Annotated in this window: 24 protein-coding genes; 15 read left to right on the plus strand and 9 right to left on the minus strand. The window is 56.4% G+C overall.

Annotation, left to right across the window (positions count from 1 at the left end; translation table 11 throughout):
• The first annotated feature begins 218 nt into the window (after positions 1–218).
• Both QE435_RS00680 and cydB read left to right on the plus strand, forming a co-directional pair.
• Positions 219–1,643, plus strand: a complete 1,425-nt coding sequence (locus QE435_RS00680; RefSeq protein WP_349039832.1) for a cytochrome ubiquinol oxidase subunit I — start codon at positions 219–221, stop codon at positions 1,641–1,643.
• Positions 1,633–2,637, plus strand: coding sequence for a cytochrome d ubiquinol oxidase subunit II (cydB, locus tag QE435_RS00685; RefSeq protein ID WP_349039833.1), 1,005 nt, complete (start codon positions 1,633–1,635; stop codon positions 2,635–2,637). The genes QE435_RS00680 and cydB overlap by 11 nt, the downstream gene beginning before the upstream one ends.
• 278 nt (positions 2,638–2,915) lie before the next feature.
• Here cydB and QE435_RS00690 read toward each other — a convergent pair whose 3' ends face one another.
• Complete coding sequence (locus tag QE435_RS00690; RefSeq protein WP_349039834.1) at positions 2,916–4,751, minus strand: methyl-accepting chemotaxis protein; 1,836 nt, start codon at positions 4,749–4,751, stop codon at positions 2,916–2,918.
• Positions 4,752–5,491: 740 nt separating this feature from the next.
• Between QE435_RS00690 and QE435_RS00695 the strand changes: the two genes are divergently transcribed.
• Complete coding sequence (locus QE435_RS00695) at positions 5,492–6,097, plus strand: DnaJ domain-containing protein (protein WP_306930080.1); 606 nt, start codon at positions 5,492–5,494, stop codon at positions 6,095–6,097.
• A 612-nt stretch (positions 6,098–6,709) separates the two neighbouring features.
• On the opposite strand, the gene QE435_RS00700 is transcribed toward QE435_RS00695, so the two are convergent.
• The 3 genes from QE435_RS00700 to QE435_RS00710 all read right to left on the minus strand — a co-directional run bounded on the left by QE435_RS00700 (position 6,710) and on the right by QE435_RS00710 (position 10,092).
• Positions 6,710–7,387 (minus strand): ferritin-like domain-containing protein, encoded by a 678-nt coding sequence (locus QE435_RS00700; protein WP_349039835.1) that lies wholly within the window; start codon positions 7,385–7,387, stop codon positions 6,710–6,712.
• A gap of 257 nt (positions 7,388–7,644) precedes the next feature.
• Complete coding sequence (locus tag QE435_RS00705) at positions 7,645–8,463, minus strand: alpha/beta hydrolase (protein WP_309769017.1); 819 nt, start codon at positions 8,461–8,463, stop codon at positions 7,645–7,647.
• Between the two features lie 330 nt (positions 8,464–8,793).
• Entirely contained in the window at positions 8,794–10,092 is a 1,299-nt protein-coding gene (locus QE435_RS00710) for an MFS transporter (protein ID WP_349039836.1), read from the minus strand.
• Positions 10,093–10,358: 266 nt separating this feature from the next.
• On the opposite strand from QE435_RS00710, the gene QE435_RS00715 reads away from it, so the two are divergent.
• From QE435_RS00715 to QE435_RS00725, 3 genes are all read left to right on the plus strand, one after another.
• Positions 10,359–11,024: a response regulator gene (locus tag QE435_RS00715; protein ID WP_306930070.1), complete on the plus strand. Its 666-nt coding sequence runs from the start codon at positions 10,359–10,361 to the stop codon at positions 11,022–11,024.
• Positions 11,025–12,443: an ATP-binding protein gene (locus tag QE435_RS00720; protein WP_349039837.1), complete on the plus strand. Its 1,419-nt coding sequence runs from the start codon at positions 11,025–11,027 to the stop codon at positions 12,441–12,443.
• Positions 12,444–12,901: 458 nt separating this feature from the next.
• The gene (locus QE435_RS00725) at positions 12,902–13,312 is read left to right on the plus strand and encodes an ester cyclase (RefSeq protein ID WP_349039838.1); all 411 of its coding nucleotides are present in this window, start codon (positions 12,902–12,904) and stop codon (positions 13,310–13,312) included.
• Positions 13,313–13,315: 3 nt separating this feature from the next.
• Here QE435_RS00725 and QE435_RS00730 read toward each other — a convergent pair whose 3' ends face one another.
• On the minus strand, positions 13,316–13,717 hold the full coding sequence (locus tag QE435_RS00730) for a MarR family transcriptional regulator (RefSeq protein WP_306930065.1): 402 nt from the start codon (positions 13,715–13,717) through the stop codon (positions 13,316–13,318).
• 247 nt (positions 13,718–13,964) lie between these two features.
• A complete protein-coding gene (locus QE435_RS00735) occupies positions 13,965–14,837 on the minus strand; it encodes a D-amino-acid transaminase (RefSeq protein ID WP_349039839.1) in 873 nt (290 codons plus the stop codon).
• A 313-nt stretch (positions 14,838–15,150) separates the two neighbouring features.
• On the opposite strand from QE435_RS00735, the gene QE435_RS00740 reads away from it, so the two are divergent.
• From QE435_RS00740 to QE435_RS00780, 9 genes are all read left to right on the plus strand, one after another.
• Positions 15,151–15,996 carry a transporter substrate-binding domain-containing protein gene (locus QE435_RS00740; RefSeq protein ID WP_349039840.1) on the plus strand — a complete coding sequence of 282 codons (846 nt, stop codon included), beginning with the start codon at positions 15,151–15,153 and terminating at the stop codon, positions 15,994–15,996.
• A 49-nt stretch (positions 15,997–16,045) separates the two neighbouring features.
• Positions 16,046–16,789: an amino acid ABC transporter ATP-binding protein gene (locus QE435_RS00745; RefSeq protein WP_349039841.1), complete on the plus strand. Its 744-nt coding sequence runs from the start codon at positions 16,046–16,048 to the stop codon at positions 16,787–16,789.
• Between the two features lie 7 nt (positions 16,790–16,796).
• Positions 16,797–17,474, plus strand: coding sequence for an ABC transporter permease subunit (locus QE435_RS00750; RefSeq protein ID WP_349039842.1), 678 nt, complete (start codon positions 16,797–16,799; stop codon positions 17,472–17,474).
• A 2-nt stretch (positions 17,475–17,476) separates the two neighbouring features.
• Positions 17,477–18,142, plus strand: coding sequence for an amino acid ABC transporter permease (locus QE435_RS00755; protein WP_349039843.1), 666 nt, complete (start codon positions 17,477–17,479; stop codon positions 18,140–18,142).
• Positions 18,143–18,170: 28 nt separating this feature from the next.
• A complete protein-coding gene (locus tag QE435_RS00760) occupies positions 18,171–19,097 on the plus strand; it encodes an N-carbamoyl-D-amino-acid hydrolase (RefSeq protein ID WP_349039844.1) in 927 nt (308 codons plus the stop codon).
• A 16-nt stretch (positions 19,098–19,113) separates the two neighbouring features.
• Positions 19,114–20,571: a dihydropyrimidinase gene (hydA, locus tag QE435_RS00765; RefSeq protein ID WP_349039845.1), complete on the plus strand. Its 1,458-nt coding sequence runs from the start codon at positions 19,114–19,116 to the stop codon at positions 20,569–20,571.
• The gene (locus QE435_RS00770) at positions 20,572–21,243 is read left to right on the plus strand and encodes an aspartate/glutamate racemase family protein (protein ID WP_349039846.1); all 672 of its coding nucleotides are present in this window, start codon (positions 20,572–20,574) and stop codon (positions 21,241–21,243) included.
• Positions 21,240–22,181, plus strand: coding sequence for a LysR family transcriptional regulator (locus QE435_RS00775; RefSeq protein WP_309769030.1), 942 nt, complete (start codon positions 21,240–21,242; stop codon positions 22,179–22,181). The genes QE435_RS00770 and QE435_RS00775 overlap by 4 nt, the downstream gene beginning before the upstream one ends.
• Before the next feature lie 326 nt (positions 22,182–22,507).
• Positions 22,508–23,308, plus strand: a complete 801-nt coding sequence (locus tag QE435_RS00780; RefSeq protein ID WP_349039847.1) for a Crp/Fnr family transcriptional regulator — start codon at positions 22,508–22,510, stop codon at positions 23,306–23,308.
• Between the two features lie 74 nt (positions 23,309–23,382).
• On the opposite strand, the gene QE435_RS00785 is transcribed toward QE435_RS00780, so the two are convergent.
• The 3 genes from QE435_RS00785 to QE435_RS00795 are packed head-to-tail and all read right to left on the minus strand — an operon-like array spanning position 23,383 to position 25,474.
• Positions 23,383–24,042, minus strand: coding sequence for an amino acid ABC transporter permease (locus tag QE435_RS00785; RefSeq protein ID WP_349039848.1), 660 nt, complete (start codon positions 24,040–24,042; stop codon positions 23,383–23,385).
• Complete coding sequence (locus QE435_RS00790) at positions 24,042–24,722, minus strand: amino acid ABC transporter permease (protein WP_309769033.1); 681 nt, start codon at positions 24,720–24,722, stop codon at positions 24,042–24,044. The genes QE435_RS00785 and QE435_RS00790 overlap by 1 nt, the downstream gene beginning before the upstream one ends.
• 5 nt (positions 24,723–24,727) lie before the next feature.
• Positions 24,728–25,474 carry an amino acid ABC transporter ATP-binding protein gene (locus tag QE435_RS00795; protein ID WP_349039849.1) on the minus strand — a complete coding sequence of 249 codons (747 nt, stop codon included), beginning with the start codon at positions 25,472–25,474 and terminating at the stop codon, positions 24,728–24,730.
• Positions 25,475–25,492: the final 18 nt, after the last annotated feature.

A 25,492-nucleotide genomic window follows, 5' to 3' on the forward strand; every position in this document is an offset into this window, starting at 1 on the left:
CATCTCCAATATGGGCGCTGTCGATCAACTCCCCTAACCCGTCCTCCACGCGCGACGCCATCGCCGAGGCGTGACATTGCGTCACGCGACGCTGTGCGGGCTTGGACGCAGTTGACATCAGCCTACGATGGTCTCCAACGACTCTGCGAAGTGGCAGTGTGTGCCGGGAACATCGGGCTGCATTGATAAGTTCGAGGGTCTCCAATGATGGAGTCAACATGACCTTCCTCGGCCTCGAAGCTGAAATGCTGGCGCGAATCCAGTTCGCGTTTACCGTCTCATTCCATTTCCTATTTCCGGCGTTCTCGATCGGGACAGCGAGCTACTTGGCCGTTCTAAACGCACTATGGCTGTGGAAGCGCGACGAGGCCTACCTAAAGCTCTTCGAATACTGGAAGACGATCTTCGCGGTCACCTTCGCGATGGGCGTCGTGTCTGGGATCGTGATGAGCTATCAGTTCGGGACGAACTGGTCCGCGTTTTCAGACAAGGCCGGACCGGTCATCGGACCGCTAATGGGTTACGAGGTCCTAACCGCATTTTTCCTCGAAGCTGGCTTCCTTGGTATAGCGCTCTTTGGCCGAAAGCGTGTTGGCGACACTGCGCACATGGTCGCCGTTGCAATGGTGGCGATAGGCACGCTGATATCGGCGACGTGGATAACGTCTGCCAACAGTTGGATGCATACGCCTGCCGGCTTTAATATCGATTCCAACGGCGTCTTCGTGCCTGAAGATTGGTGGCAGATCATCTTCAACCCGTCCTTCCCCTACAGAATGACCCATACCGTGCTGGCGGCTTTCTTGACCACCGCCTTCGCCGTCGGCGGCGTCGGCGCTTGGCATCTGCTGAAAGAGCGGACGAACCGTCAGGCCCGCATCATGTTCTCGATGGCGATGTGGATGGCGGCAATCGTCACGCCTGTTCAGATCTTCGTCGGAGACCTGCATGGCCTGAACACGCTCGAACATCAGCCAGCGAAGATCGCAGCTATGGAGGGACACTACGAGACGCATAAGGCAGGCGCCCCCCTCGTCCTATTCGGCATACCGGATGACGAAGCAGAGACCACCCGTTATGCGATAGAAATCCCGAAGCTCGGTTCTCTAATCCTGACCCACGAATTGAACGGCGAGATAAAGGGTTTGAAGGAATGGCCTCGCGACCAACGTCCTCCGGCACTCATGCCATTCATGACCTTCCGCATCATGGTTGGCCTCGGTTTCCTGATGCTCGGCGTCGGGCTTTGGTCGCTGTGGGCGCGCTGGAAAGGAACGCTGTATGACACGCCTTGGCTTCATCGCGTCGCGGTGCCCATGGGCGGTTCAGGCTTTGTAGCCGTTCTTGCCGGCTGGTACACTACCGAAGTCGGCCGTCAGCCCTGGACGATCTATGGGCATTTAAGAACCGCCGATAGCCTTTCACCAGTTTCCGCTCCTGCGGTCGGGACGTCGCTCCTCATCTTCATCGTCGTCTACTTCGTGGTGTTCGGCGTCGGCGTCTACTACCTGTTAAAGCTTATGCGACGGCCGCCAACCCCGCTCGACACGGATCAGGAACTTGACGCCGGCCCGATCCGGACCGCGGGCATTGTGCCCGGCGCAACACAGGATCATCCGCTTGGAGGCCGCCATGGACATTGATCTTTCCTTCATCTGGGCGGGGATCATCGCCTTCGCCGTCCTTGCCTATGTTGTGCTGGACGGCTTCGATCTCGGGATTGGCATCGTCTTCCCGTTCTTCCGAAAGCGCCGCGACCGCGACGTCATGACGAATTCCATCGCCCCCGTCTGGGACGGCAACGAAACCTGGCTGGTCCTCGGCGGTGGCGGCCTCATGGCGGTATTTCCGCTCGCCTACGCAATCATCATGCCGGCGATCTACATGCCAATCATCCTGATGTTGGTCAGCCTGATTTTCCGAGGCGTCGCATTCGAGTTTCGATGGCGAACCCACCATGAATCCCATCTCTGGGATTTCGGCTTCTGGATCGGATCTTCGGTAGCAGCTCTCATGCAGGGCATCTCTCTTGGCGCTCTGGTCCAAGGCATCGCAGTCGAGGGTAGACAGTATGCGGGGGGCTGGTGGGACTGGCTGACGCCCTTCTCAATCCTGACAGGCGTCGCCGTTCTCACAGGCTACGCGCTGCTCGGCGTTACATGGCTTAATCTCAAGACCTCTGGCGATATTCAGGCACGCTCGGCAAGGCTCGCGCGCCCTTTAAGCTTGATGCTCTTGGCGCTGATCGGGATCGTGTCACTCTGGACACCGTTCATCAACCAGATGTACTTCGAACGCTGGTTCGGCTGGCCAATCGCCTTTTTCTCGTCATTAGTACCGCTGCTGCTAGCTGCTTGTGCCTTTGCGCTTTGGCACGGCCTCACCCGCGGGAAGCACCTACAGCCGTTTTTGTCGGCACTCGGCGTGTTCGTGTTAAGCTTCGCCGGACTTGGGATCAGCTTCTATCCATACGTGATCCCCGGTGTCCTCACGATCAAGGAAGCAGCAGCACCAGAGAGTTCGCAGAGCTTCCTCCTCGTCGGCGCCGTGGTACTCGTCCCTATGATCCTCGCCTACACGGCTTACGCATATTGGGTCTTTCGCGGCAAGATCGACCCAGATGAGGGATATCACTGATGGGCGATGGTCTTCGAAAGACAATGTGGTTCATCGCCCTCTGGCTGGCCGGTGTCGGTACAGTTGCCGCCATCGGGCTCCTCATCCGATTGTTCTTGAAGTAAGGTCAAGAGGAGCAAGCGATGCTCGCTAGCATGTCAGCTAAACAGCCAGAGTTGCGCTGAACCACTCACGAACGCGTCCGGCATCACGTAACGCAAGTCTGAGTCGAGATGCCCGCATTGGGACCGCAGCGGTGCCCAACTCAAGGGAACACCGCTCGACCGCAAACAGGAGATTTAGGCTGCCCTCGATGATCCCTGACGGATTGCATATCCGCCTTCCCGGCTACCGAGATCGAACTGTGACAACAGGCGATTGAGAGCTTCGGCCTCTCGTGCGAGACTATGGCTGGCTGCCGTAGACTGCTCAACCATCGCCGCATTTTGCTGAGTACCCTGGTCCATGACGTTCACTGCAGTGTTGATCTCGCGCAGCCCTGTAGCTTGCTCGCGGGAGGACTCAACGATGGCGTTTACGTGGCGATTGATCTCTTGGACTTCGATGACGATGCTTTCCAGGGAATGCCCGGTCTGCTTTACCAAGCCAACACCGGATTGAACCTGCGTCCCTGAATTTGCGATCAGAATTTTGATCTCCTTCGCAGCAGACGCGGAGCGCTGGGCTAGCTCACGAACTTCTTGCGCCACGACAGCAAATCCCTTGCCAGCCTCGCCTGCTCGAGCTGCTTCAACTCCGGCATTCAAGGCAAGGAGGTTGGTCTGAAACGCAATTTCATCAATAACGGATATGATGTTGCCCATCTCGTCGGCAGATTTTTCGATAGCCATCATCGCTTGGACAGCGTCCTGCATTAGTTTGCCGGAGTATTCGACGCCACCTCGCGTTTTCTCCACGAGCTTACCTGCATCGTCTGCGCGCTTGGCGGCGTCCTGCACCGTTGTTGTAATCTGCTCAAGTGCGGCAGCCGTCTCTTCCACAGAAGCCGCCTGTTGTTCTGTCCGTCTCGACAGATCGTCAGCAGCAGATCGGATCTCGTTTGCACCTGCGTCAATGCCGGCTGCATTCTGGCCCACCGATCGCAACGTCGAGTGAAGTTTCTCAAGCGAGTTATTGAAGTTCAATCGAAGCTCGTCGAGAGCGCCTGTGAATGGCGCCAATATTCGGTGCGTTATCTTCCCATTTGCCAGAGCTTCCAACCCATCCCGAAGAGCATCGACAGCGAATTTTGTATTCGCCGCTTCTTCAGCTTTCTGTTTTTCCCGTTGAAGCTTTTCATTCTCTGAGCGCGCGCGGTCAGCTTCCGTCTGCGTCTGCAGTCGATCTTTCTCGATAGCGTTCGTACGGAAGACGGCGACTGCAGCAGACATACTCCCGAGCTCATCTTTACGGTCGGCGCCAGGCACTGCTTCATCGACCCTGCCTGATGCGAGCGAAACCATTCTTAGCCGTAAAGCTTCGATCGGCGATGTAATTTCGCGCCTCGTAATAAAAACGGCCAGGAAGAGCGCGGCACCAAACACTGCCGCTAGTGTAGCGAGCGTAGAGAGAATGGTATCATTGGTCTCCTCGCTAAGGAGGTTGGACTTTTGCTTAATCTTGTCGCTGGTCGTATTGACCCAGGTCCGCATCTCACCGATGAGTTTTGCCGCTTTTTCATCAGCTTGAACCAGAAGTGCTTTTGGCGCCTCACTCTGATTAACCATTCCAGCCTCAACGGCCTTATCGGTAATTTCGATTACTGAGTCTACTTGCGACCGAAGAGAAGCAAGTGTGCGGCTTTCCTCTGGCACGAGCTTTTCAGCTTCGTCAAAGAGTTCACGGAGCCTGGCCTTGCTGGCGGCATAGTCTTCTGTCGCTCGCTTCATGCCAGCGGTTTCAGCGTCGTACAAATAGACCTGATAGGCATCGTACACGATAGCGACGAGACGCTGGCTGGCAATCGCCATGTTAATCTCGGCATCACCATCATTCGCGATGAATTCGCTATAGGTGGTATCGGCTGTCTTAAAGTTGCTGGAGACATAGAGAGCTCCTGCAATGCCAATAAGACACGTCGGAACCACAAGGGACAGGACTTTCGTCCTTATACGGAGGTTTTGCATGAGCGACATAGGTAGACTTCCAGGACTTTGATGAAGAAAATAGGAACGGGTGAACAATATTGTTCGCGTTTCAGACCGGCATCTGCCGTTCGCGCCTCTACCCAGAATGCTATGGGCTAATATTATAGTAATTCATTAACGTCTCATTAAACTTATTTTGGGTTGCAGGAGGCCTCTTGGTTGGACCGTTAAAGCAACCCTAAATAAGCGCAACCTAACGATAGAGGAGATACCGTCTTCCAGGATCCAGCATTTTTCCAACGCCGGCGAGGCTTAGGACACCTCTCTCGACCGACGACGAAATCATCCTGACGGGCGCATGAGGCTCCTCCGCCGCACTCTGCAAGCGGAGGATTACAGCAGGTTGAATCAGCCATCCAACACCTTCCGCGATCCCAAGTCCCTATTCAACGTGCCCCGCAGAACTGTAAACGATGCGCCATTCACAGCTTGACGGACATTGCTGTTGGCATGCACAGGTGGAGAAGGCCGGTATCGAATGCGCACAGACCTTCAAGGTTTTTGTCTCACCACTTGATGTCGACACCGTGCCGTCGATAAAGATTAGTCTATCGAGCCTAATGAGGTACCCGATGGTGATCTCGATTTGATGGTGCCATTATCTCGTCCGAAGGAAAACGGTCTCAATCCTGAGCTCACGTGTCAGAAGGCTGCAACGGCGATGAACAAATCGGAATGCAATCGAGTCCAGAGTTGCCCAAGTCGTTCTCCAAGTCCATATAGCGCCAATGACGCATGATTCGAAAATTTTTGTAGGCCTCCGGTCCCCTCGCAAACGTTCGCCTTCGGTGACTGAATCCACAGGGCCAAAATGCCAGTGGGACGGGTGTGATAAGACCGGTACGCATCGGGCACCTGTCGGAGCAGGCGCTGAAGGGCTCTACCTGCTCTTCTGCCTTGAGCATGTGACCGCCTATAACAAGGGATACAGCTTCACGGCGGCGCCATCCAGCGCCGACGTAGCCCGTTATCAAAAGGAGGCGACAGAGGGTGCGCGCCCTACGTGGGGAAAGCGTGTGAGGGAAGCGACTGAAGCCCCGCTACCATCTTCTGTCCGTTCAGGCTCGGCCAAGACGTTGAATGCTCGCAAGGCCACTAGGCCGGGGCAGCCAACAACCGGTGGCCAACAAAGAAAGCTCAAGACACTGGAAGCCAAAGCTTTCGAGACACTGGGCCTCACGGCTAAAGCCACGTCTGACGAGATCAAGAGCCGCTATAAGGAGAAGCTTAAAATGCATCACCCCGACTCTAATGAAGGGGATCGCGGTTCCGAGGATGCACTTAGAGCCTCGATAGAAGCCTATAGAATCTTGAAGCTGAACGGCTTTTGCTAGCTTTTTTGGCTGCAACCCATCGATAATGCGTTCGGAATGAGATTGTCACCGATATCTTAGGTACAAACTGCTGCCTATGTCTCCGGTCAGAAGGACGTTGGAGAATCCGTGATTAAAGCGCCCCCTCCCACATCAACGTGGATAAAGGTTGCAAGATCGTTTCCCGGCACATGGCTAGCCTAAACATCCGGATCGCGACCTCCTACCTGAAGGATCATATGACCCTGTTACAAGATCAAGCAGACCTTACCCCCATCCGGACAGAAATAGACGGGCCTCGGCCAAAATGTCGGCCGGCGTGCCATAGTCGGCGTTTAGCGAAGCTGAAAGACATGAGAAAATTCAGGGTCGACGTTTAATGTCGCACGAACAAACGTTGCCTCCTTACGCATCGCGTCGAGCAACGGCTTAAGGAGATCGTGAAAGCGATCCGCGCTGTCCCTCCCCCACTCGAAGAGTAATGATTGCGGTGACATTCTCTGGAGGACTTGGTGGCTTGGGTAACGCTCCAGCACAATAAATGTTGTGTCTTCGTGATAGTGCTGTTCGAAGACAAAGAAGAAGGCTGGTCGACGTTCGGTGCAACCAGCCTTCGTTGTTAGAATAACGAGATTACTCTTCGTCGTAGTCGCTTGCGGCAGCATTCACCGAGTCTTCGGCAAGTTCCGTGAGGCTCGTGTCAGCAGCTTTCTCCTGAGCGAGTATGTCATCGATATGCTGCCTGGCCTCATCCATACCAAGCGCGTCTGCGAAGGCACGCATCGAGCCATAACGAGTAATCTCGTAGTGCTCAATCGCCTGACAGCTGAAGATGATCGCTGCGTCTGCGGCAACACTCGAGCCAAAATCCTCTAAGAGGCTCTCGCTCTCTTCCAGAATTCCGTCGATGGCGTCGCACTTCTCAGCTTTAGCTCGCTTGCCCAGAAGCTCAAAAATTGCCTCAAGCTTCTCAATCTGACCGGCTGTTTCTTCGCGATGAGACGTCAGTGCTTGAACCAGGTCGGGGTGATCTGCCGCCTTGATCATTTTTGGCAGAGACTTATATATTTTTTTCTCGGCGTAATAAATATCGCCGAGCGCGTGCTCGAAAAGATCAGAAAGACTTTTGTCGTCCTTCGCGGATACCCTTGTTGCTTTCTTGGCAGCGGACTTGCTTGCCACCGCCAGTGCACGCTTCCTGCGCGTGTCAGAGCTTGGAGCAACACTTTTTGTCCCAGAGGCACGCGCGGTTTTTTTAACGGCTGTTCTCGAAGACTTATTTTCTTTGCTAGACTTTTCGGCTGTCGCCATCTCGTTCTCTCCCTTTAGAGCCATGTAATAGGCGTGGGAGAACGAAAGCGGTTGGGCGATGTTCCAGAGAACGACAAAGTTAATTTATCACAATACAGAGCCAATTTAGCGAGAATTTCACCCGCCGACAAACAAACGGCTCAACGCAGGCCGTCAGACCTGCCATAGGAGTATAAAAGGTTTTTCAAGGATGTGTCGAACCGAGGTCGGACGATTGATGGGGTGGGCAGAGAATACCATCTGCCCACCCTTCGAAATCAGGCAAGGAACTCTATCAGGTCCTGGTTCAAGCGGTCAGGGACTGTCGCAAACAGGCCATGAGGTTCTCCGTCATACTCGATGAGCTTTGCTCCGGCGATACCAGTCGCAGCGGCCCGACCCGTTGGGTCGATAGGAACTGTCTTGTCACCCGTACCGTGGATCACGAGCGTGGGGATTGTAAACGCCGCAAAATCGGGACGGAAGTCGGTTTTGGCAAAGGCGTCAACGCAATCGATCGTGGCCTTCGGGCTCGCCATCACTCCGAGAACGAAAGACCAGTCCAGGACTCCTTGGCTGACCGGGCTGGTCACGAGACCGACACCATAGAAGGTCTTCGCGAAGCTTTGCAGGAAGTCGAACCTGTCTTTGCGAATGTCTTTTTTCATGCCTTCAAACACGCTGGCATCGACACCGTCAGGATTGCTCTCGTCCTTTAGAAGATAGCCGGCCACGGACGCAACGAGAACGGCTTTCGATACTTTCGACGCACCATGACGTGAAAGATAACGAGCTATTTCGCCGCCACCCATGGAAAAGCCGACAAGGCTGACGTTTTGAAGTTCAAGGCCATCGATGACGGCGGCAAGGTCGTCGGCGAAAGTGTCGTATGTGTAGCCGCTCGCGGGATGTCCCGACTGGCCAAAACCACGGCGATCATAGGTGATGACACGAAAGCCCGACTCCAACAGGGCAACTGTCTGGTACTCGAACATATCGCCGGTCAGCGGCCAGCCGTGAATGAGGATTACCGGGCGACCCTGGCCCATATCCTTGACGTGCAGTTTAGTCCCGTCTTTTGCTTCGATGAATGCCATTTGGTAACTCCCTTAATGGTGCACCGGTAAAGTCTGGCACGCAAATAGGGTTCCGTTGCTGTACCAAGTGAACACCATGTCAGAGGAGGTTTAGGTTAGGCGCACCATTCCGCAATCACTAAGCCATTGAGTGGAATCGCGTCCGCGGCAGGCCAATTTCATCTGCATAAAATGATCCCTGCTGTTACGTTAGCGGACGAACTGATCCGAGAGGCGCAGACGACCGCCACAACGCGTCTCTATCCCTTCCCCCTAATGAAACTAAATTTCAGCGAGAGAGACTGAGTAAAAAGACAGCGTGACGGGAATGGTATCCTGCGACTTTGCCCGTCACGCTTTGGCGGTCATGGCGCTAGGTCGTGCGCCGTCCGTCACCTTGCGATAGACGAGAAGTGTCGCCACCAGACCGCAACCGCCTGCAAAGGCAAGCCAATAACCGGGGGCCGCCTTGTCGCCAGTCTCCTCAATGAGGTAGGTGGCGATGGCTGGCGTAAAGCCTCCGAAGATCGCGGTTGCCAGCGAATAGGCAAGCGAGAAGCCTGCTGTCCGCACGATCGGAGGCACGATCTCTGTTAGCGCAACAACCAAGGCGCCGTTGTAGCTGGCATAAAGGAAGCTGAGCCAGAGTTCGGCGATCAGCATGCGTTCGAAGCTCGGCGCTGCAACGAGCCAGGCAATCACCGGATAAGCTGTCACCAGCGCGAGCGCCGAAAAAACCACGAGGACAGGCTTGCGACCAATCCGATCGGAAACAGAGCCCATGACCGGCAGCCAGAAAAAATTCGACAGCGCCACGCAGAACGTCACGAGAAGACTGTCGGTTTCCGAGAGCTTCAGGACGGTCTTGCCGAAGGTCGGCGTGTAAACGGTAATGGCATAAAAGGACACCGTCGTCATAACCACCATCAGCATACCGAGCAGGACGATGCCCCAGTTGGCCGCCAGCGTCTGGTATACCTGCGTCATTGTGGGGCGATGTTGACGGGCCGCGAACTCCTGTGTCTCTTCAAGCGAGCGTCGAACATAAAACAGGAACGGAACGATGCCGCAGCCGATGAAGAAGGGTATGCGCCAACCCCATTCCGACATTGTGCTTTGCGGCATCATGGAATTCAATGCATAGCCCAGGAGGGCCGCGACCATGATTGCAACCTGCTGGCTGCCCGACTGCCAGGATACGTAGAAACCTTTTTTGCCGGGTGTCGCCATCTCCGACAGATAGACTGAGACGCCGCCGAGCTCCACACCTGCCGAGAAGCCCTGCAACAGGCGACCAATAAGAACGAGAAGCGGCGCGAAGAGACCGATGGTCTGGACACCGGGCACGAAGGCAATGAGCACGGTGCCGAGCGCCATGATACAGAGCGTGACGATAAGGCCCTGGCGGCGCCCGATCTTGTCGATATAGGCTCCAAGGAAGATCGCACCGAGCGGTCGCATCAGGAAACCCGCGCCAAAGGTCATGAAGGTCAGCATCAGTGATGCAACTTCATTGTTGGACGGAAAAAAGGTCTTGGCAATATTGCTGGCATAGATGCCGACAAGGAAAAAGTCGAACATTTCCAGGAAATTGCCGCTTGTTACGCGCAATACGGTGCCGACGCGGGATGAGCGTGTATTTGTTGTCATATTTTTCTCCCTATGCACGAGACCTCACCCCCTTTGGGGTCCTCCGGTCTTCATGCGAACGGTCGCGCTTCAGTCGTATTGGCCCACATCGCTTGGCGACGGCGGGGCCACGACATGGTGCTTGACCAAACTGATTTCCAACCGCTTACATCGGAATTCCTGTCACCATCCTGTCACGGCACCTGGGCGGCAAGAAATTGTCTTGTGGCGTACCCGTCCTCCATGCTTGATCTAGCCGGAAGCAAATCGTGACGAGGGAGGAAGGCATGCGGGTCCTCATTGTGGAGGATGACCCGTCATTGGCGCGCGGGATCGTTTCGGCGCTCGTGGCCGCCGGCTACGCGGTAGACAGTGTCGGCAATGGCCGTGACGGGCTCGCTGCGGCCCTCGAGGAAGATTATGCTCTCGTCGTACTCGATCTCGGTTTGCCGGAAATGGACGGGCTGACGGTGCTCAAGGCGCTGCGGCAGGCTGGTTCGTCAACGCCGGTGATGATCCTGACGGCGCGCGATGCCATTCCTGACCGGGTCGCCGGGCTTGACGTGGGAGCAGACGACTATCTCACCAAACCTTTCGCGCTTGAGGAATTTGAGGCCCGTGTGCGCTCGCTCGTACGGCGCGGTCAGAACCAGCCCAGCCCGATACTGACCTGCGGCGCACTTTCTGTTGATCGCAATTCGAGCACGGTAAAGCTCGGCGGGCATACGCTCTTCCTCCGTCCGCGGGAATATTCAGTCCTCGTTCTTCTTCTCAGCCGCGCGGGACAGGTGGTGCAGAAGGAGCGGCTTGCCTCGGCGATTTCGAATTTCGATGACGCACTGACGCCCAACGCCGTGGAATTGCATCTTGGTCGCCTGCGTAAGAAGCTGGAACCGAATGGTCCCAATATTCGCACAATCCGCGGGGTGGGCTATATTCTCGAGGTCGAGTGAATGAATGCGAATGCCACGCCCTCCATTCGTCGGCGCCTTCTGCAAAATATGGTGCTGCCGGTCGCTGTGCTTGCGATTGTCTTCGGTATCGGCGGCGCGTTTCTCATCCACAGCGTCGTGAGCCTGACGCAGGATCGCTTACTCGATGCAGCGCTCGTCTCCATCATTGACCGCGCGACCGCGCAGGACCCGGCCCATCTCGACGACAGGCTCGCACAGGGCGCCATCGAGATCTTGCGCGACGACGCGAACGATACATTTGCTTATTGTATTTCAGATGGCGGCGGCTTTCAGCGAGGCGACCAGGATCTTTGCGCGCTGGACACCGGAACCGCGCCACTCGACCGAATTGCCCATGTGCCGGCGGTTCTGAATGACAACCAGGTGCGCGTTGCGATGACGAGCCGCGTCGTTGACGGCTTTGCAAGACCGCTTACCTTCAGAATGGCAGAGACTCTCAACAGCCGTCTCAATATGGAAGCCCGGATGCTGGTGGTCCTCGTCCTTTTCGAGGCCGTCCTTCTGAGTGCAGCGGCCATTCTCTCTTACATGGCCATTCTGCGTGGGCTCCTACCGCTCACCGAAATCAGCCAGGAGCTTTTGGGACGGGCTTCACCCGGCGCCGTCCCCTTTGCCCGCATCGATACCGCGCGGGTGCCGGAGGAGGCCGTCGATCTCGTCTCGGCAATCAACACACTGATGGAGCGCCTGGATGAGACGATCGCCGGCGTGCGCGATTTTACTGCCGATGCCTCCCATCAGTTGCGCTCGCCCCTCGGCGGCATCAAACTGCATCTGGAACTCCTGCAACGGCAGGCGGCGGGCCAGGACAACCTTCTTGAAACACTAAGCGAAGCGCAGAACGGCGTCGCCCGCCTGCAACGCATGCTTCAGCAATTGATCGTGCTGGCACGCGTCGATGCGAAGAGCGACGCGGTCGATCTCGATCAGCGCGTCGACCTCAGCCGACTCGCGGCCGATGTCCTGGCGGAGCAAGCGCCCAAGGCTCTGAGCCGCAACATCGATATCGTGCTTGATGCGCCCGACGATCCCATCGATGTCACGGGCAACCCGCTTCTTATCAAGGAAATCATCGCCAACCTTGTCGATAACGCGATTGCCCATAGCGCCAACGGCGATTGCGTAACTGTGCGCGTGATCACGGACGAGATGACAGGAACAATCTCAGTCGAGGATGAAGGGCCGGGTATTCCCGAGGAAGAGCGTAGCCGTGTCTTCCAGCGCTTTTACCAGATTGCACGCGGCAACGCGAAGCCTGGTTCAGGTCTCGGTCTTGCAATCGCGCGTCGCATCGCCGACCTCCACGGTGGCTTAATCACTCTTAGCGACACCGCTTCAGGCCGCGGCTTGAGCGCCCGGCTCAGCCTGCGGCGCTCTCAACCGAAGTCGTTGGACTGACAACATGAGCCCCCGATGGTGAAAGAAAGCGCATCGGTCGTCTAGTCAGATCTAGAATGCAAACCGCTCCGCTCATCGGTCTTCGCGCAATTTTCGTCTTCTTGGAATTGAGCAGACCAACTTTGGTGGTGGGTTCGGTCGCCATGCAGCGAAAGATATCCAGCCACAGCATACGTGGAGGTGATATCGCTGGAATGCTCTCGTGTTTTCCCTGGCGTTGAATCCGTACGGCGCCCTATTGAGTGACGATACCTGCCCGCACCGCAATCTGCAGAAAGTTCATGACAACCCGCATTCGATACGTCGCAAGCTGAGGGCGTTTCGGGCCGTTGGTAGTGACCGGCTGCAACCAGCCGCACGATACCTTGCAAACCTTGCACAAAGGACAAAAGAAGCTTACATCAAAATATACAGTCTAACTGTATATTTTGATCCCTGTCTGTGTGAGAGGAATTGTCATGTCCGCCGAAAACAAGGAAGTGGTTCGCCGCTTCAATATTGAGGTCATTCAGAACGGGAATGAGGAGGAGTTCAAAGCGTTGATGGCCTCCGACTTCATCAACCATTCAGCACCTTCAGGGATGCCGAACGGCCCGCTGAGCATGTGGGACACATTTCAGAATGTTCTTCGTCCCGCCTTGTCGGACTTGAAGGTAACAATCCACGATCAGGTCGCCGAAGGAGATAAGGTGACGACCCGTAAAACCATCAGTGGCATTCATTCAGGGACTTTGATGGGCGTTCCGCCAACGGGAAAAACTGTTGCCATTAGCGTGATCGATATCGTGCGTATCCGCGACAATAAGTATGCAGAGCATTGGGGCCTCAACACATTGTCGAGTGTCGTCTCTGCTCTGGCAAAAGCGTGATCGCTAACAGAGCTTCGCAATAATGCTCATCGCGGTTTGAAGTGTCTGCCTTTCCTGATTGGATAGTCTTTCTTCGATAAGAGAGGCGATCTTCGAAGTCCTGATTTCCCTGGATTGGGACAGCTGAGACTGCCCCTCCGCCGTGATGGACAGGAGCTGGCTGCGCCCGTCCGCAGGGTTGGGCAGTTTGTCAACGAGCCCATCCCTTTCCAGTTGGTTTGCTACAAGGCGCATGCTCTGGTGCTTGACCTTGCGCATGCCTGCCAGTTCCGTCACGCTCAACGGGCCATTTCTTTCCAAAAGGCCGAGTGTCTCGGACTGTGATGTGGTCGGCGTATCCGCTTGCAATCTGATCGCACGGACAAAGTTACCGATCGTGTGGCGAAGATCTTCGCCGAGCGTCAAGGCATCTTCATATGCGGAACCGGCTTGGTTATCCGTCATCTGTGTTTCAGCTCATTTCGGACAAGTGCTCATTCAACTTATACCCGACGCTGGCATAAAGCGAAATGCCTATCCCACATGCCCGCAATTAGCGGATAGCCAAAAGCATCGTGAAACGGATGTGGCAGAGTGAGACCTCAGACTGAGGCATGACCGAAGCGTAGGTTTGTCAACCGCTTGTGGGCACGAAAGCTCGCAACAAGCCCAGTCACGATGGGCTGTCGACAGCAATGCCCGCTGCGATCTGCTCGCGGATATAGATATCCAGCAGACGACGGCTGATGGGGCCGATTTCGCCGTTACCGATCGTGTCACCATCCATTTTGACCACCGGCGTGACGAAGCTGGTGGCAGACGTCACGAAGGCCTCGGATGCGGATTTGGCCTCTTCTGGCGTGAAGGCGCGCTCTTCAACGGCAAGGTCGGCCTGTCTGGCAAGATGCAGAATGGAGCCGCGAGTGATGCCGTGCAGCAGCGCGTTCGATAAATCGCGTGTAACGAGTGTGCCGTCCTGCGTGACAATATGGAAATTGGCGGAGCTTGCCTCGGTGATGTAGCCGTTTTCGACGAAGAGGACGTCGTCGTAGCCTTCCCGATTGGCCTGCGTCTTGCGCAGCGACGAATAGAGAAGCTGAACGGTCTTGATCTGCCGGTCCGACCAGCGGCCCTCAGGGACAGTCTTGACGGAAAGGCCCGTCTTCCACTTCGGATTGTCCAGCACCTTCTTGGTCTGGGTGAACATCACGAATGTCGGTTGCATCGTTTCTGGAAAAACGAAATCACGATCCTGAACGCCGCGGGACACCTGCAGATAGATAAGACCATCTTCGACGCCGTTGCGCCGCGCGATTTCCTTGTGCAGTTCCAGCAATTCGGCTTCCGCCACCGGCATGGCAATACCGAGCGCATCCACAGATCGTTTCAGGCGGGCAAGATGACCGGGGTAATCGACGAGCTTGCCTTGAATGATGGCTGTCACCTCATAGATGGCGTCGGCAAACAGAAAGCCACGATCGAAGACCGATACTTTCGCGTCACCTTCCGCAACCCATGCACCATTCAAGTAAACCGTTCTGTTCATGATCCTGCCTCTGCCTGTCCTATGCCTACCAGCCGTGATCCCTGTCTGGCACTGCGACCATCAGGATGCAAGGCTGTCCAAGCTGTCGGCACCGTGCGCCTAACTGTCGACTGTCACAGCAGCCAGACATCACTAAGCAGCTGATAAAACGATAGCATTTCTGACTTAAAGAAGGTTTTCTGCCTGTTTTCGTATTTGAAACACGCATAATTCTATTCGTATGATAATCAATAATTATATTGCGGTGCAGCAGAGGCCGTGAAATCATCCTCCCCATAAGAAGCCAAAACGGCACTTCCAGTGGAGAACAATGATGGTCACTTTCAAAAAATCCGGCCTTGCCGGGTTATCGCTCTTCCTTGCCTTTTCCTGTGCTCACGCCGAAGGAACGATCAAGACCGCTCTTGACGGAACGTTCGCCCCTCACGCGATGCCGACCCTTGATGGCAAAGTGGAAGGTTTCAACGTCGATCTCGTCAATCTCATCGGCGAGCGGCTTGGCAAGAAGGTAGAACTCACATCTGCCCAGTTTTCAGGTCTGATACCGGCATTGCAGGCGAAGACCTATGACTTTTTGGCAGCGCCCGTAACGGTGAACAAAGAGAGAGCCGCCAATCTTCTCTTCACCGAAGGCTTCATGGATACCAATTTCTCCTTCGTCATTCCTGCCAGCGGGCCGGACTACAAATCTCTTGACGATTTCAAAGGCAAGACCATAGCCGTGAACAAGGGCTCTGCCTATGACAGCTTCCTGCGTGAACGTCAGGCGGAATACGGCTGGAAGGTCGAAAGCTACGGCACCAATACCGACGCCGTCGCGGCTGTCATCGCTGGCCGCGCCGACGCCAACTTAGCCGGATCGACGGTCGCGGCCTGGGCCGCGAAGCAGAATCCCAAGGTCAAGCTATCCTATGAGTATCCGACCGGTCTGGTCTGGTCGCTGGCTTTCCGCAAGGATGACGTCGAAGGCAGAAACCAGATCGACAAGGTCATCGAGTGCCTGAAGATCGACGGTTCGCTTGCCAAGCTCTCGGAGAAATGGTTCGGCGTCGTACCAACGGCGGGGACGACTATCGTGACTCCCACGAAGGGCTACGGCGTGCCCGGTTTCGAGGGATATGTCGAGGATGACCATACGCCGTCCTGCAATCTGAAATGACAGCGAAGAGTGGCAGGTAGCGCCTGCCACTCCCTTGCAGGAGCCGCCGATGCTGAACCGTCCCATGCTGGAAATCATTTCGTTACAGAAGCGCTTTGGCGACAATGTCGTCCTGCGCGACATCAACTTGAAAGTGACGAAGGGGGAGCTGGTTTTCATCATCGGGCCTTCGGGCTCCGGCAAGAGCACAATGTTGCGCTGCTGCAATCGGCTCGAGGAGCCCTCCAGCGGTGACATCATCATCGATGGGCGAAACATCATGAGCGGCACCAGCCGCGATCTCGATCGGATGCGATTGAAGGTGGGCATGGTGTTTCAGGGTTTCCACCTCTATCCGCATATGAGCGTAGTGAAGAATGTGATGCTGGCCCAGCGCAAGGCGTTAGGCCGCCCCACTGACGAGGCAAGGGCTCGCTCAATCGATATGCTAGAGCGGGTCGGTCTTGCCCATAAGGCAGATGCCATGCCCGCGGAATTGTCTGGCGGTCAGCAGCAACGGGTCGCGATTGCCCGTGCACTCGCTCTCGATCCGCTGGTCATGCTTTTTGATGAACCCACATCCGCGCTCGATCCAGAACTGGTCGGCTCTGTCTTAGCCGTGATGAAAGATTTGAAATCCAAGGGGATGACGATGCTGGTCGTCAGCCATGAGATGGGGTTTGCGCGCGAAACTGCAGATCGAGTTGTGTTCATGGATGGCGGCGTCGTGGTGGAGGAAGGCCCGCCCGAGGATATTTTCGGGGCTCCGAAAGCAGAACGGACGAAAGCCTTTCTGTCACGCGTAAGAGGATGATTGTGGGATGAGCGGCTTTCTCACCACCTTCTTCAATCTGGATGTGATGCTTCGCTATCTCCCAGATGTGCTGTCGGGCATGCTGGTCGCGGCCGGTCTCGGTGTAGCAGTGGTCTTCACCGGTCTGTTGCTCGGGCTCTTTCTCGCCTGCGTCAGGACCTATCGAATATGGTTCTGGAACGTGTTGATCATCTGTTTTGCCGATATCTTCCGTGCTCTGCCACCACTCGTCCTGATCCTCCTGCTCTACTTCGGCCTGCCAGGAGTCGGTCTCAGTCTGTCCGGGCCTATGGTGCTATTCGTCGTTTTGTCCCTCACTCTTGCAGCCTTCGCCGAAGAGATCTTCTGGGCTGGATTTCTGTCGGTCGAGCGTGGGCAATGGGAGGCAGGAATCTCCACCGGGCTCGGTGTCTTCGGGACGTTGTATTACGTCGCGCTGCCGCAGGCCGTACGGCTTGCCATTCCGCCGCTTGTCAACCGTGTGCTTGCCATCACGAAGATGACGGCTCTCGGCTCCGTCATCGGCGTCGAGGAGGTGCTTTCGGCGACAACCACCGCGCAGAGCTTTTCAGGAAGTGCGACTCCGCTGTCGCTGGCAGCCATCGCCTATCTCATTCTCTTCCTGCCGCTTGCAGTGGCCGCACGCCTGTTCGAGCGCCGTCGCGATAAGAGCCAGGGGAGATAATCATGCAGAACCTTCTGGATCAGTTCTTCAATCTCACGATCATGGCGAAGTCCCTGCCGCTGATGCTTTCGGGACTATGGATGACGGCCAAACTTTGCGCCGCCGTCATTCTGCTCGGTCTCATAGGCGGTCTACTGCTGTCGCTTGCCAATCTCAGCCCAAGACGCTGGTTGCGTTTGCCCGCTCTGGTCCTGACCGATATCTTTCGTGCGCTGCCGCCGCTTGTCCTGTTGATCTTCATCTATTCCGGGCTGCCTTTCGCAGGCATCGAAATTTCACCCTTTACGGCGGTGGTGCTCGCATTTCTGCTGAATAATTCCGCCTATTATGCAGAGGTTTATCGGGCGGGCATTCTTTCCGTCAGTAAGGGTCAGTGGGAGGCGGCGCGGTCCACCGGTCTCAGTCAGATGCAGACGCTGACAAGCGTGGTGCTGCCCCAGGCGGCGCGTAATGTTCTACCCGATCTCCTGTCGAACACGGTAGAGGTGGTCAAGCTCACCTCGCTTGCCTCCGTCGTCTCCCTTTCGGAGCTTCTTTACACCGCCAACATGGCGCGGTCGATTACATACAACGCCTCGCCGCTGGTGCTGGCGGCTCTCATATACCTCGTCATTCTATGGCCCGTTGTCCGGCTGGTCAGCCGTTTTCAACGCAGCCTCGCAGCGTGATGGGCAACATCAAGGAAGGAACATTCTCATGACGCGATTGATCATTGCCGGCGCGCAGCTCGGCGCCATTCAAAAAAGTGATAGCCGGGCCGTTGTAGTTGCCCGCATGGTGGAACTGTTGCAGCAAGCCGCTGCGCGTGGTGCCGAAATGATCGTCTATCCCGAACTCGCGTTGACCACGTTTTTTCCCCGCTGGTACATGCCGGATTGGAAAGAAGTGGATACATGGTTCGAAACCGAGATGCCCAATGCCGCCACCATGCCCCTGTTCGAGCGTGCCCGGGACCTCTGTGTCGCGATGACATTCGGTTACGCCGAGCTGACACCGGAGGGGCGTCGTTTCAACACCTCGATCGTCACCAACCGGAAGGGCGAGATCATCGGCAAATATCGCAAGGTGCACCTGCCAGGCCATGACGAATATGACCCAGAGCGCGCTTTCCAGCATCTGGAAAAACGCTACTTCGAACCTGGCGATCTCGGCTTCAATGTCTGGCGCAATGAGGGTGTTATCATGGGCATGGCGATTTGCAACGATCGCCGCTGGCCGGAAACCTATCGCTGCATGGGCCTGCAAGGCGTCGAATTGATCACCATCGGTTACAACACGCCTTCGGTGAACAGTCAGATGAGCGCCGAAGGCGTGGAAAAGCGCCTGTTTCACTCGGATCTCTCGCTGCAGGCGGGGGCCTATCAGAATGCGACCTACGTGGTTGGCATCGCGAAAGCCGGCATGGAAGACGGACATCCGCTGATGGGTGGCTCGATCATCGTCGATCCGGACGGATTCGTTCTGGCACGGGCCGAAACGGAAGAAGATGAGTTGATCCTGGCTGACTGCGATTTCGCCAAATGCGCCTTTGGCAAATCGACGATCTTCGACTTTGCCCGTCATCGGCGGATCGAGCACTATGACCGCATCACGTCACAGACGGGTGCCATCATTTCGGTTTGAGCGGCAGGAAAGCATGATGCACTACGATACGGTAATTTCGGGCGGCACGGTCGTCACGCCAAATGAGACATTCAAGGCGGACGTTGGCATAGCCGACGGCAAGATCGTTGCTGTTGCGGAAAAGATTTCGGGCGGAGAGCGGCGGATCGATGCGGGTGGCCGTCTCGTTTTGCCGGGCGGTATCGAGGCGCATTGTCACATTGCCCAGGAAAGCTCCTCCGGGATCATGACGGCGGATGATTATTATTCCGGTTCCGTCTCCGCGGCCTTTGGCGGAAATTCCTGCTTTGTGCCTTTTGCCGCGCAGCACCGTGGTCAGTCGATTGCCGAGGTTATCGCCACCTATGACGGACGGGCCGTCCCCAATTCCGTCATCGACTACTCCTACCACCTCATCATCTCCGATCCGTCGCCTGCCGTTCTCGACGAGTTACCGGGGGTTTTCGCCAGAGGGATCACCTCCTTCAAGGTCTTCATGACCTATGATCTGATGAATATCGGCGACGGTGGAATGCTGGACATTCTGACCATGGCGAAGACCCATGGTGCGCTCACCATGGTTCATGCGGAAAACAATGACATGGTGAAGTGGATGAACCGGCGCTTTGCGCAGGCGGGCCTCACGGGACCCAAATATCATGCGCTGAGCAGGCCGGAACTGGCAGAGGAAGAAGCGATCAACCGCGCCATTTCGCTTGCCAAGCTCGTGGATGCAGCACTCTTCATCGTTCACGTTTCCACACAAGGCGGTGCGGATATCGTCAGGCGGGAGAAATTCGCTGGCGCGAAAATCTTCGCCGAAACATGCCCGCAATATCTTGCTCTGACCCGGGCTGACCTTGACCGGCCCGGTATGGACGGCGCCAAATACATCTGTTCGCCGCCTTTGCGTGATCGTGAAACGCAGGAGAGACTTTGGCAACACATAAGGGCCGGGACATTCGAAAGCGTCTCGTCCGATCACGCGCCCTACAGAGCCGACGCGTCCGGCAAATTCCTCAACGGGATGGATGCGCCCTATCCGAAAATTGCCAATGGCATGCCAGGTATTGCCATGCGGCTTCCCTATCTGTTTTCGGAAGGCGTTAGTAAAGGAAGGATCACGCTTGGGGATTTCGTCAAACTGTCCAGTTCGAATGCCGCAAGGGTTTTCGGCCTGTCGCAGAAGGGCGCGATCTTGCCGGGCTTCGATGCCGATATCGCGATCTGGAATCCAGACGAGAGCCGCAAGGTCACGCTGGAGATGCAGCACGACAATATGGACTACACCCCCTTCGAGGGAATGGATATCCAAGGCTGGCCGGAACTCGTGATGAACCATGGCCGGGTGATTGTGGAAAAGGGCGTTCTAAAGGCAGACCGAGGCGAAGGCCGGTTCATCGCAAGACAGCCTGTCGACACGGGCGCTATGCCCGGTCATCGTGCGGTAGAGTTCGAGGTCGCAGCGCGATATAGCCATGAGGTGGCACCCTGAATGGATGAGAACGCGCAAAAAATTCTGGTGATCAATCCCAACAGTTCTGAAAGCGTAACGGATGGCTTGAGAATGGCGCTTTCCGGCTTCACCCGTATTGGTGGTCCAACCATAGAATGCGTCACCATCGAGCATGCGCCGCCGGGCATCATCACGCAGCGTCACGTGGACGAAGCAGCGCTCCACACGGCGGCGGTGATCGAATCCCGTCCTGATGCTGCAGCCTATATTCTGGCATGCTACTCACAGCCCGGACTGGACCTCGCCCGGTCCATCACCCGCATGCCGGTTTACGGCATTCAGGATGCTGGCGTCCTTCATGCCCTGGCACTCGCCGATATGTTTGGCGTCATCGCGGTGTCCGAGGGCTCTATCCCGCGCCACTTGCGCAATCTCCGCCGGCTCGGTGTCGATCAACGTCTAGCGGGCGAAATTGCGCTGGAGGGGTCTATCAGTGTTGCCGATAGCGGCCATGGGGAGGAGAGCTACGAGCTCCTTCTCCGCGCTGCCGGCAAATTGAAAGCGCTGGGTGCCGGCGCAATCGTGCTGGGTTGCGCCGGCATGTCCGGCCATCGCACGAGACTGGAAGCGGAGATCGGTTGCCCGATTATCGATCCCACCCAGGCAGCCGTCGCCATGGCGTTCGGTACGCTCATGGCGGGAACGGCATGATCGACCCTGGCAAATCCGATCTCTCGCTTCGCCTCCTGGAAATCTTTGATGCGATCATGCGGTGTGGAACCACGGTCGAGGCCGCCGAGCAGCTCGGCATCTCCCAACCAGCAGTCTCCAACGGTATTCGCCAACTGGAAACGCAAACGGGCGTCACCCTGTTTGAGCGTCTGCATCGACGTCTTCAGCCAACGGAAGAGGCGGTCGCGCTGCATGAAGATATCAAGCCGGTTTTCAGTCTGCTGAGAGGTTTTGCCTCGCGTGCACAGGATATGCGCCAGGGCGTCTCGGGGCGACTGCGGGTGATTTCCACCCCGCCACTGGGACATACTGTTGCTCCACTGGCTATGAGGCGGTTTCTCAAGGAGCGCAAAGATGTCTCCATCGCCTATGATGTCCGCCGGTTGGAGCATGTTGTGGACGCTGTTCAGAGCGGCAATGCAGATATTGGACTTGCACTTGCCCTGGAACGACATCCTGCGGTCAATGTCGAGGTTCTGGCGCGCACCCATATGGTTGCGGTCGTCCCCAGGACTGAGGAAACGACCGATACTGTCGTCAATGCCGAAACACTCGCGAAGCACGACTTCGTCGGGCTTGAAGTTGACTCGACCCTTGGTCGCCTCGTCCGCGCCGCCTTCGAACGTGACGGTGTCGCATACAAGCCACGCGTTGAAGTTCGCTATTGCTCGACGGCGGCTGTTCTTGCGCGTGCCGGTATCGGCTCTGCGGTCATCGATCCCTATACGGCGGCATTCAATGCCGGCCTCGGTCTCGTCGAGTGTGATTTTCTACCACCGATCGAGCTTGCGGCAGTCCTAATAACCCGCAAGGGCGTACCTCGCTCGCGCCTCCAACACGCTTTCATTTCGGAAATGCGCAAAGCGCTGACGGATTTCGCAGTGGGCGGCATGCCGGCGATCTTCGGAACACGCTAGCGCTGCACGAGCCGACCGAGCTTATCAAGCACGAGCAGCTCGTCTGGATGCAGACGCTGCGCGGTGTTGCTTCCGCGTCCGCCCGAACAGCAGGCGAAAGAACCACGACCTGATCCTCGCACTCAAAACCACACCCGAAACAGGACCATGGAAGGTGCCGGTCAGCAGAACACAGGCTGCAATTCGGCGACCGTCCAGAAATGTACCGTTCGCCTCCGTGATTCGACACCTCCTATGAGGTATGTTAGGGTTCACTATCGTTCGCTTACGACCATGGGCGCGGGCGGCTGGGAGTCAACCGCTCTTGCCCCAGCTGGAAAAGATATATGGTAGACATTCCCTATACTCATCCGCAAAACCAGCTGCTGACACTTCTACCCGCACGTTCGAGGCGTCGCCTTTTTGCTGAGCTTGAAAGCGTTTCGCTTCCGAAAGATTATCGGATTGCCTGCCGGGGCCAGACCCTAGACGATGTATATTTTCTCAACTCCGGCATCATCTCCGTTCAGGTTCCGTCTGCTAAGTCCGATACGTTCGCCGTCGGCATGATCGGATATGAAGGGCTTGCCCCCTGGGCCTTGACAGACCCAACGGCATGCAGCGCTTTTGACATGGTTATGCACCTTCCAGGCGACGGTTTCAGAATGAAGTTGAGCAACTTCCTGAGTGCTGTCGAGGAGGACTCTGTCGTTGCCGACGTCGTTAGGCGCTTCTCCTTGGCATTTCAGATACAAATGGCCTACGCGGCCCAGTCGAATGCTGTGGACATGATTGACGTCCGTTTGGCTCGGTGGTTACTGATGTGCCGAGACCGAGTTTGGCACAACGAGATCAAAGTGACCCACGAAAATCTCGGGCAAATATTGGCTCTTCGTCGCCCGAGTATCACCACGGCTTTCCATAGCTTGGAAGAAAAACATCTGGTCCACGCCTCAAGGGGCATTGTGACGATCCGTGATCGTAGGGCTCTCAAGGACTTCGCTCAGCAGTCTTATGGTGCACCTGAACGGGAATATTTCAGTCTCTTCAATGACTATCTGGTTGGCGAAGGCGAACGTTTTTCCTCCGAGTACCAGCCCTCAACGTTCCGTAGAAGCGCTCGTAAGGGAGACGTAGGCGGAGCCTGACAGTGCCCTGAGCCATCACGCCCAATGACCCTATAAGCCTTGGTGCGATGAGAGCCCTTCCCACGCCCATGATCCTATAGTTTTCGCTCCAGTCGCCCGGCCAGCCGAACGCAGGGCAGCAGGATAGCGAGATACATGATGGCTGCTAGCATTAGCGGCGTGGTGTTGTAGGTAACGGATCGAATGTTGCCTGCGACGTAGAGCAATTCTCCCACGCCGATAATGGCCGCGAGCGATGTGCTCTTCATCACCTCGATGCTGTTGGACGCAAGATCGGGAAGAACATTCCTCACGGCTTGGGGCAGCACGACGTAGCGCATAGCGTCGACGGTTGTCAGTCCTGTCGACCGCGCCGCTTCGAGCTGGCCCGAAGAAACAGAGCCGAGGCCAGCCCTGAAGATCTCGCAGAAATAGGCGGAGTTGTTCAGGAGAAGCGCGATGATGACGCAGGCCATCGCTGGCAGCCTTACGCCCAGAAAAGGAAGACCCGAGAAGGTCAGGATGATCAGCACCAACGGTGGCAAAGCACGAAATATATTGATCCACCCCCGGATAAAAATCCGCATCGCCGGATTGCGCGGATTGGATGCAAGTGCCAGCGAAAGGCCGAGCACCATGCCGAGCGGCGCTAGCAACAAGGTCAGGCTGAGCGTGATGAGCAATCCCTTCAACAGATAAGGAAGCGCCTGTACCATCACGTCCGTGTTGAAGAACTGCTCGATAAAACCATTCATCAACGCGCACCCCAAACCATACGTTTTTCCAGTCTTCCGGCCAGTGCCATGACCGGCATGAAAATGATGAGGTAACCTATGGCCGCAAGGATAAGCGGCGTGGCGTTACCGGAAAAGGAGAGCGCCGTCTGCGCCTCATTCAGCAGTTCCGGCATGCCGATTGCCGTGCCGAGCGCCGTGTTCTTGGTGATGCTAATGGCGCGGTTGGTCAACGGCGGAACACACATCTTCATCGCCTGCGGCAGGATGACGTAACGAAACGTTCCAGCATTGGTCAGCCCGGTGGAACGTGCCGCCTCCCACTGGCCCTTTCCGATGGAAGCAATCCCCGCCCAGAAGATTTCCTCGCAGAACGCGGCAAGGATCGCGGTCAGCGTCAACCAGAGCACCCAGTAGGCGGAGAGTGTGATCCCCAGACTCGGTAAACCGAAATACATCAGAAGAACCACTGCAAGCGGCGGAGCGGCGCGAAAACAATCCACCCATAGGCGCAGCAACATCACGACATATCGATGCGACATCAGCCGCACGACAGCGAGTGCCAGGCCGAGCGAGAGGCCCGACACCACGATGACGACGGAAAGTGAAAGCGTCACCCAAAGTCCGGCCAAGAGGTCCGGCAGATATTGAACGGCCACGTCGACATTGAAGAAAAGAGCGATCAGTCCGTGCAGATCCATGGGGCTCAGTGCCCCTGCGACATGAATTGGCAGGCACGGCTGTCTGGCCCCTTGGCCAAAAGCTCTCGCGGTGCACCAAGCTCGATGATCTCTCCCGCCTCCATGAAGGCGACGCGATCGGCCGCCTCCCTGGCAAAACGCATTTCATGGCTGACCACCATCATGGTCATGCCTTCGGCCTTCATTTCCCGCATGGCCTGTAAAACCTCCCCTACCAATTGAGGGTCGAGTGCCGAGGTCGGCTCATCCAGAAGCATGACGCCTGGTCCGAGGGCTAGCGCACGGGCAATCGCCACGCGCTGTTGCTGGCCACCTGAGAGTTGTGAAGGATAGTGGGTGAGACGTGCGCCCAATCCCATCCGCTTCAACTCGCGGTGTGCGATGTCGCGCGCCTCCTCCGTGGACTTGCCCTGAACCCGTCGTAACGCCAGCATGACGTTTTCCTCAGCCGTCATGTGCGGATAGAGGTTGAAAGACTGGAAGACCATGCCGATGCGCTGGCGCATCAGGTTGATATCCGTCTTCGGCGACATGATGTTGACGCCATCCACCATGATGGCGCCATCGCTTGGCTCCTCAAGTCGGTTACAACACCGAAGGAGCGTCGACTTCCCGGAACCTGAAGGCCCGATCAGAAACACCAACTCACCACGTGTGATACGCAGATTGATGTTCCTCAGGACGTCTACGCCATGAAAGGACTTGTAGAGCGCCTGAATGTCGAGCATGGGCTGCATGATCGTTTTCGACATGAGATGCGGACCTTCTTC

Source organism: Agrobacterium sp. SORGH_AS 787 (genome assembly GCF_030819035.1).
Classification (GTDB): domain Bacteria; phylum Pseudomonadota; class Alphaproteobacteria; order Rhizobiales; family Rhizobiaceae; genus Agrobacterium; species Agrobacterium larrymoorei_B.

What these genes read in the sequence shown, in the direction of transcription:
- QE435_RS00700 (WP_349039835.1), bottom strand. Translation starts at nt 7,387, where the DNA reads ATGGCGACAGCCGAAAAGTCTAGCAAAGAAAATAAGTCTTCGAGAACA.
- QE435_RS00680 (WP_349039832.1), top strand. Translation starts at nt 219, where the DNA reads ATGACCTTCCTCGGCCTCGAAGCTGAAATGCTGGCGCGAATCCAGTTC.
- QE435_RS00755 (WP_349039843.1), top strand. Translation starts at nt 17,477, where the DNA reads ATGCAGAACCTTCTGGATCAGTTCTTCAATCTCACGATCATGGCGAAG.
- QE435_RS00720 (WP_349039837.1), top strand. Translation starts at nt 11,025, where the DNA reads ATGAATGCGAATGCCACGCCCTCCATTCGTCGGCGCCTTCTGCAAAAT.
- QE435_RS00760 (WP_349039844.1), top strand. Translation starts at nt 18,171, where the DNA reads ATGACGCGATTGATCATTGCCGGCGCGCAGCTCGGCGCCATTCAAAAA.
- cydB (WP_349039833.1), top strand. Translation starts at nt 1,633, where the DNA reads ATGGACATTGATCTTTCCTTCATCTGGGCGGGGATCATCGCCTTCGCC.
- QE435_RS00705 (WP_309769017.1), bottom strand. Translation starts at nt 8,463, where the DNA reads ATGGCATTCATCGAAGCAAAAGACGGGACTAAACTGCACGTCAAGGAT.
- QE435_RS00780 (WP_349039847.1), top strand. Translation starts at nt 22,508, where the DNA reads ATGGTAGACATTCCCTATACTCATCCGCAAAACCAGCTGCTGACACTT.
- QE435_RS00790 (WP_309769033.1), bottom strand. Translation starts at nt 24,722, where the DNA reads ATGGATCTGCACGGACTGATCGCTCTTTTCTTCAATGTCGACGTGGCC.
- QE435_RS00770 (WP_349039846.1), top strand. Translation starts at nt 20,572, where the DNA reads ATGGATGAGAACGCGCAAAAAATTCTGGTGATCAATCCCAACAGTTCT.
- QE435_RS00690 (WP_349039834.1), bottom strand. Translation starts at nt 4,751, where the DNA reads ATGTCGCTCATGCAAAACCTCCGTATAAGGACGAAAGTCCTGTCCCTT.
- QE435_RS00735 (WP_349039839.1), bottom strand. Translation starts at nt 14,837, where the DNA reads ATGAACAGAACGGTTTACTTGAATGGTGCATGGGTTGCGGAAGGTGAC.
- QE435_RS00785 (WP_349039848.1), bottom strand. Translation starts at nt 24,042, where the DNA reads ATGAATGGTTTTATCGAGCAGTTCTTCAACACGGACGTGATGGTACAG.
- QE435_RS00695 (WP_306930080.1), top strand. Translation starts at nt 5,492, where the DNA reads ATGACGCATGATTCGAAAATTTTTGTAGGCCTCCGGTCCCCTCGCAAA.
- QE435_RS00740 (WP_349039840.1), top strand. Translation starts at nt 15,151, where the DNA reads ATGGTCACTTTCAAAAAATCCGGCCTTGCCGGGTTATCGCTCTTCCTT.
- QE435_RS00795 (WP_349039849.1), bottom strand. Translation starts at nt 25,474, where the DNA reads ATGTCGAAAACGATCATGCAGCCCATGCTCGACATTCAGGCGCTCTAC.
- QE435_RS00725 (WP_349039838.1), top strand. Translation starts at nt 12,902, where the DNA reads ATGTCCGCCGAAAACAAGGAAGTGGTTCGCCGCTTCAATATTGAGGTC.
- QE435_RS00775 (WP_309769030.1), top strand. Translation starts at nt 21,240, where the DNA reads ATGATCGACCCTGGCAAATCCGATCTCTCGCTTCGCCTCCTGGAAATC.
- hydA (WP_349039845.1), top strand. Translation starts at nt 19,114, where the DNA reads ATGCACTACGATACGGTAATTTCGGGCGGCACGGTCGTCACGCCAAAT.
- QE435_RS00745 (WP_349039841.1), top strand. Translation starts at nt 16,046, where the DNA reads ATGCTGAACCGTCCCATGCTGGAAATCATTTCGTTACAGAAGCGCTTT.
- QE435_RS00715 (WP_306930070.1), top strand. Translation starts at nt 10,359, where the DNA reads ATGCGGGTCCTCATTGTGGAGGATGACCCGTCATTGGCGCGCGGGATC.
- QE435_RS00750 (WP_349039842.1), top strand. Translation starts at nt 16,797, where the DNA reads ATGAGCGGCTTTCTCACCACCTTCTTCAATCTGGATGTGATGCTTCGC.
- QE435_RS00710 (WP_349039836.1), bottom strand. Translation starts at nt 10,092, where the DNA reads ATGACAACAAATACACGCTCATCCCGCGTCGGCACCGTATTGCGCGTA.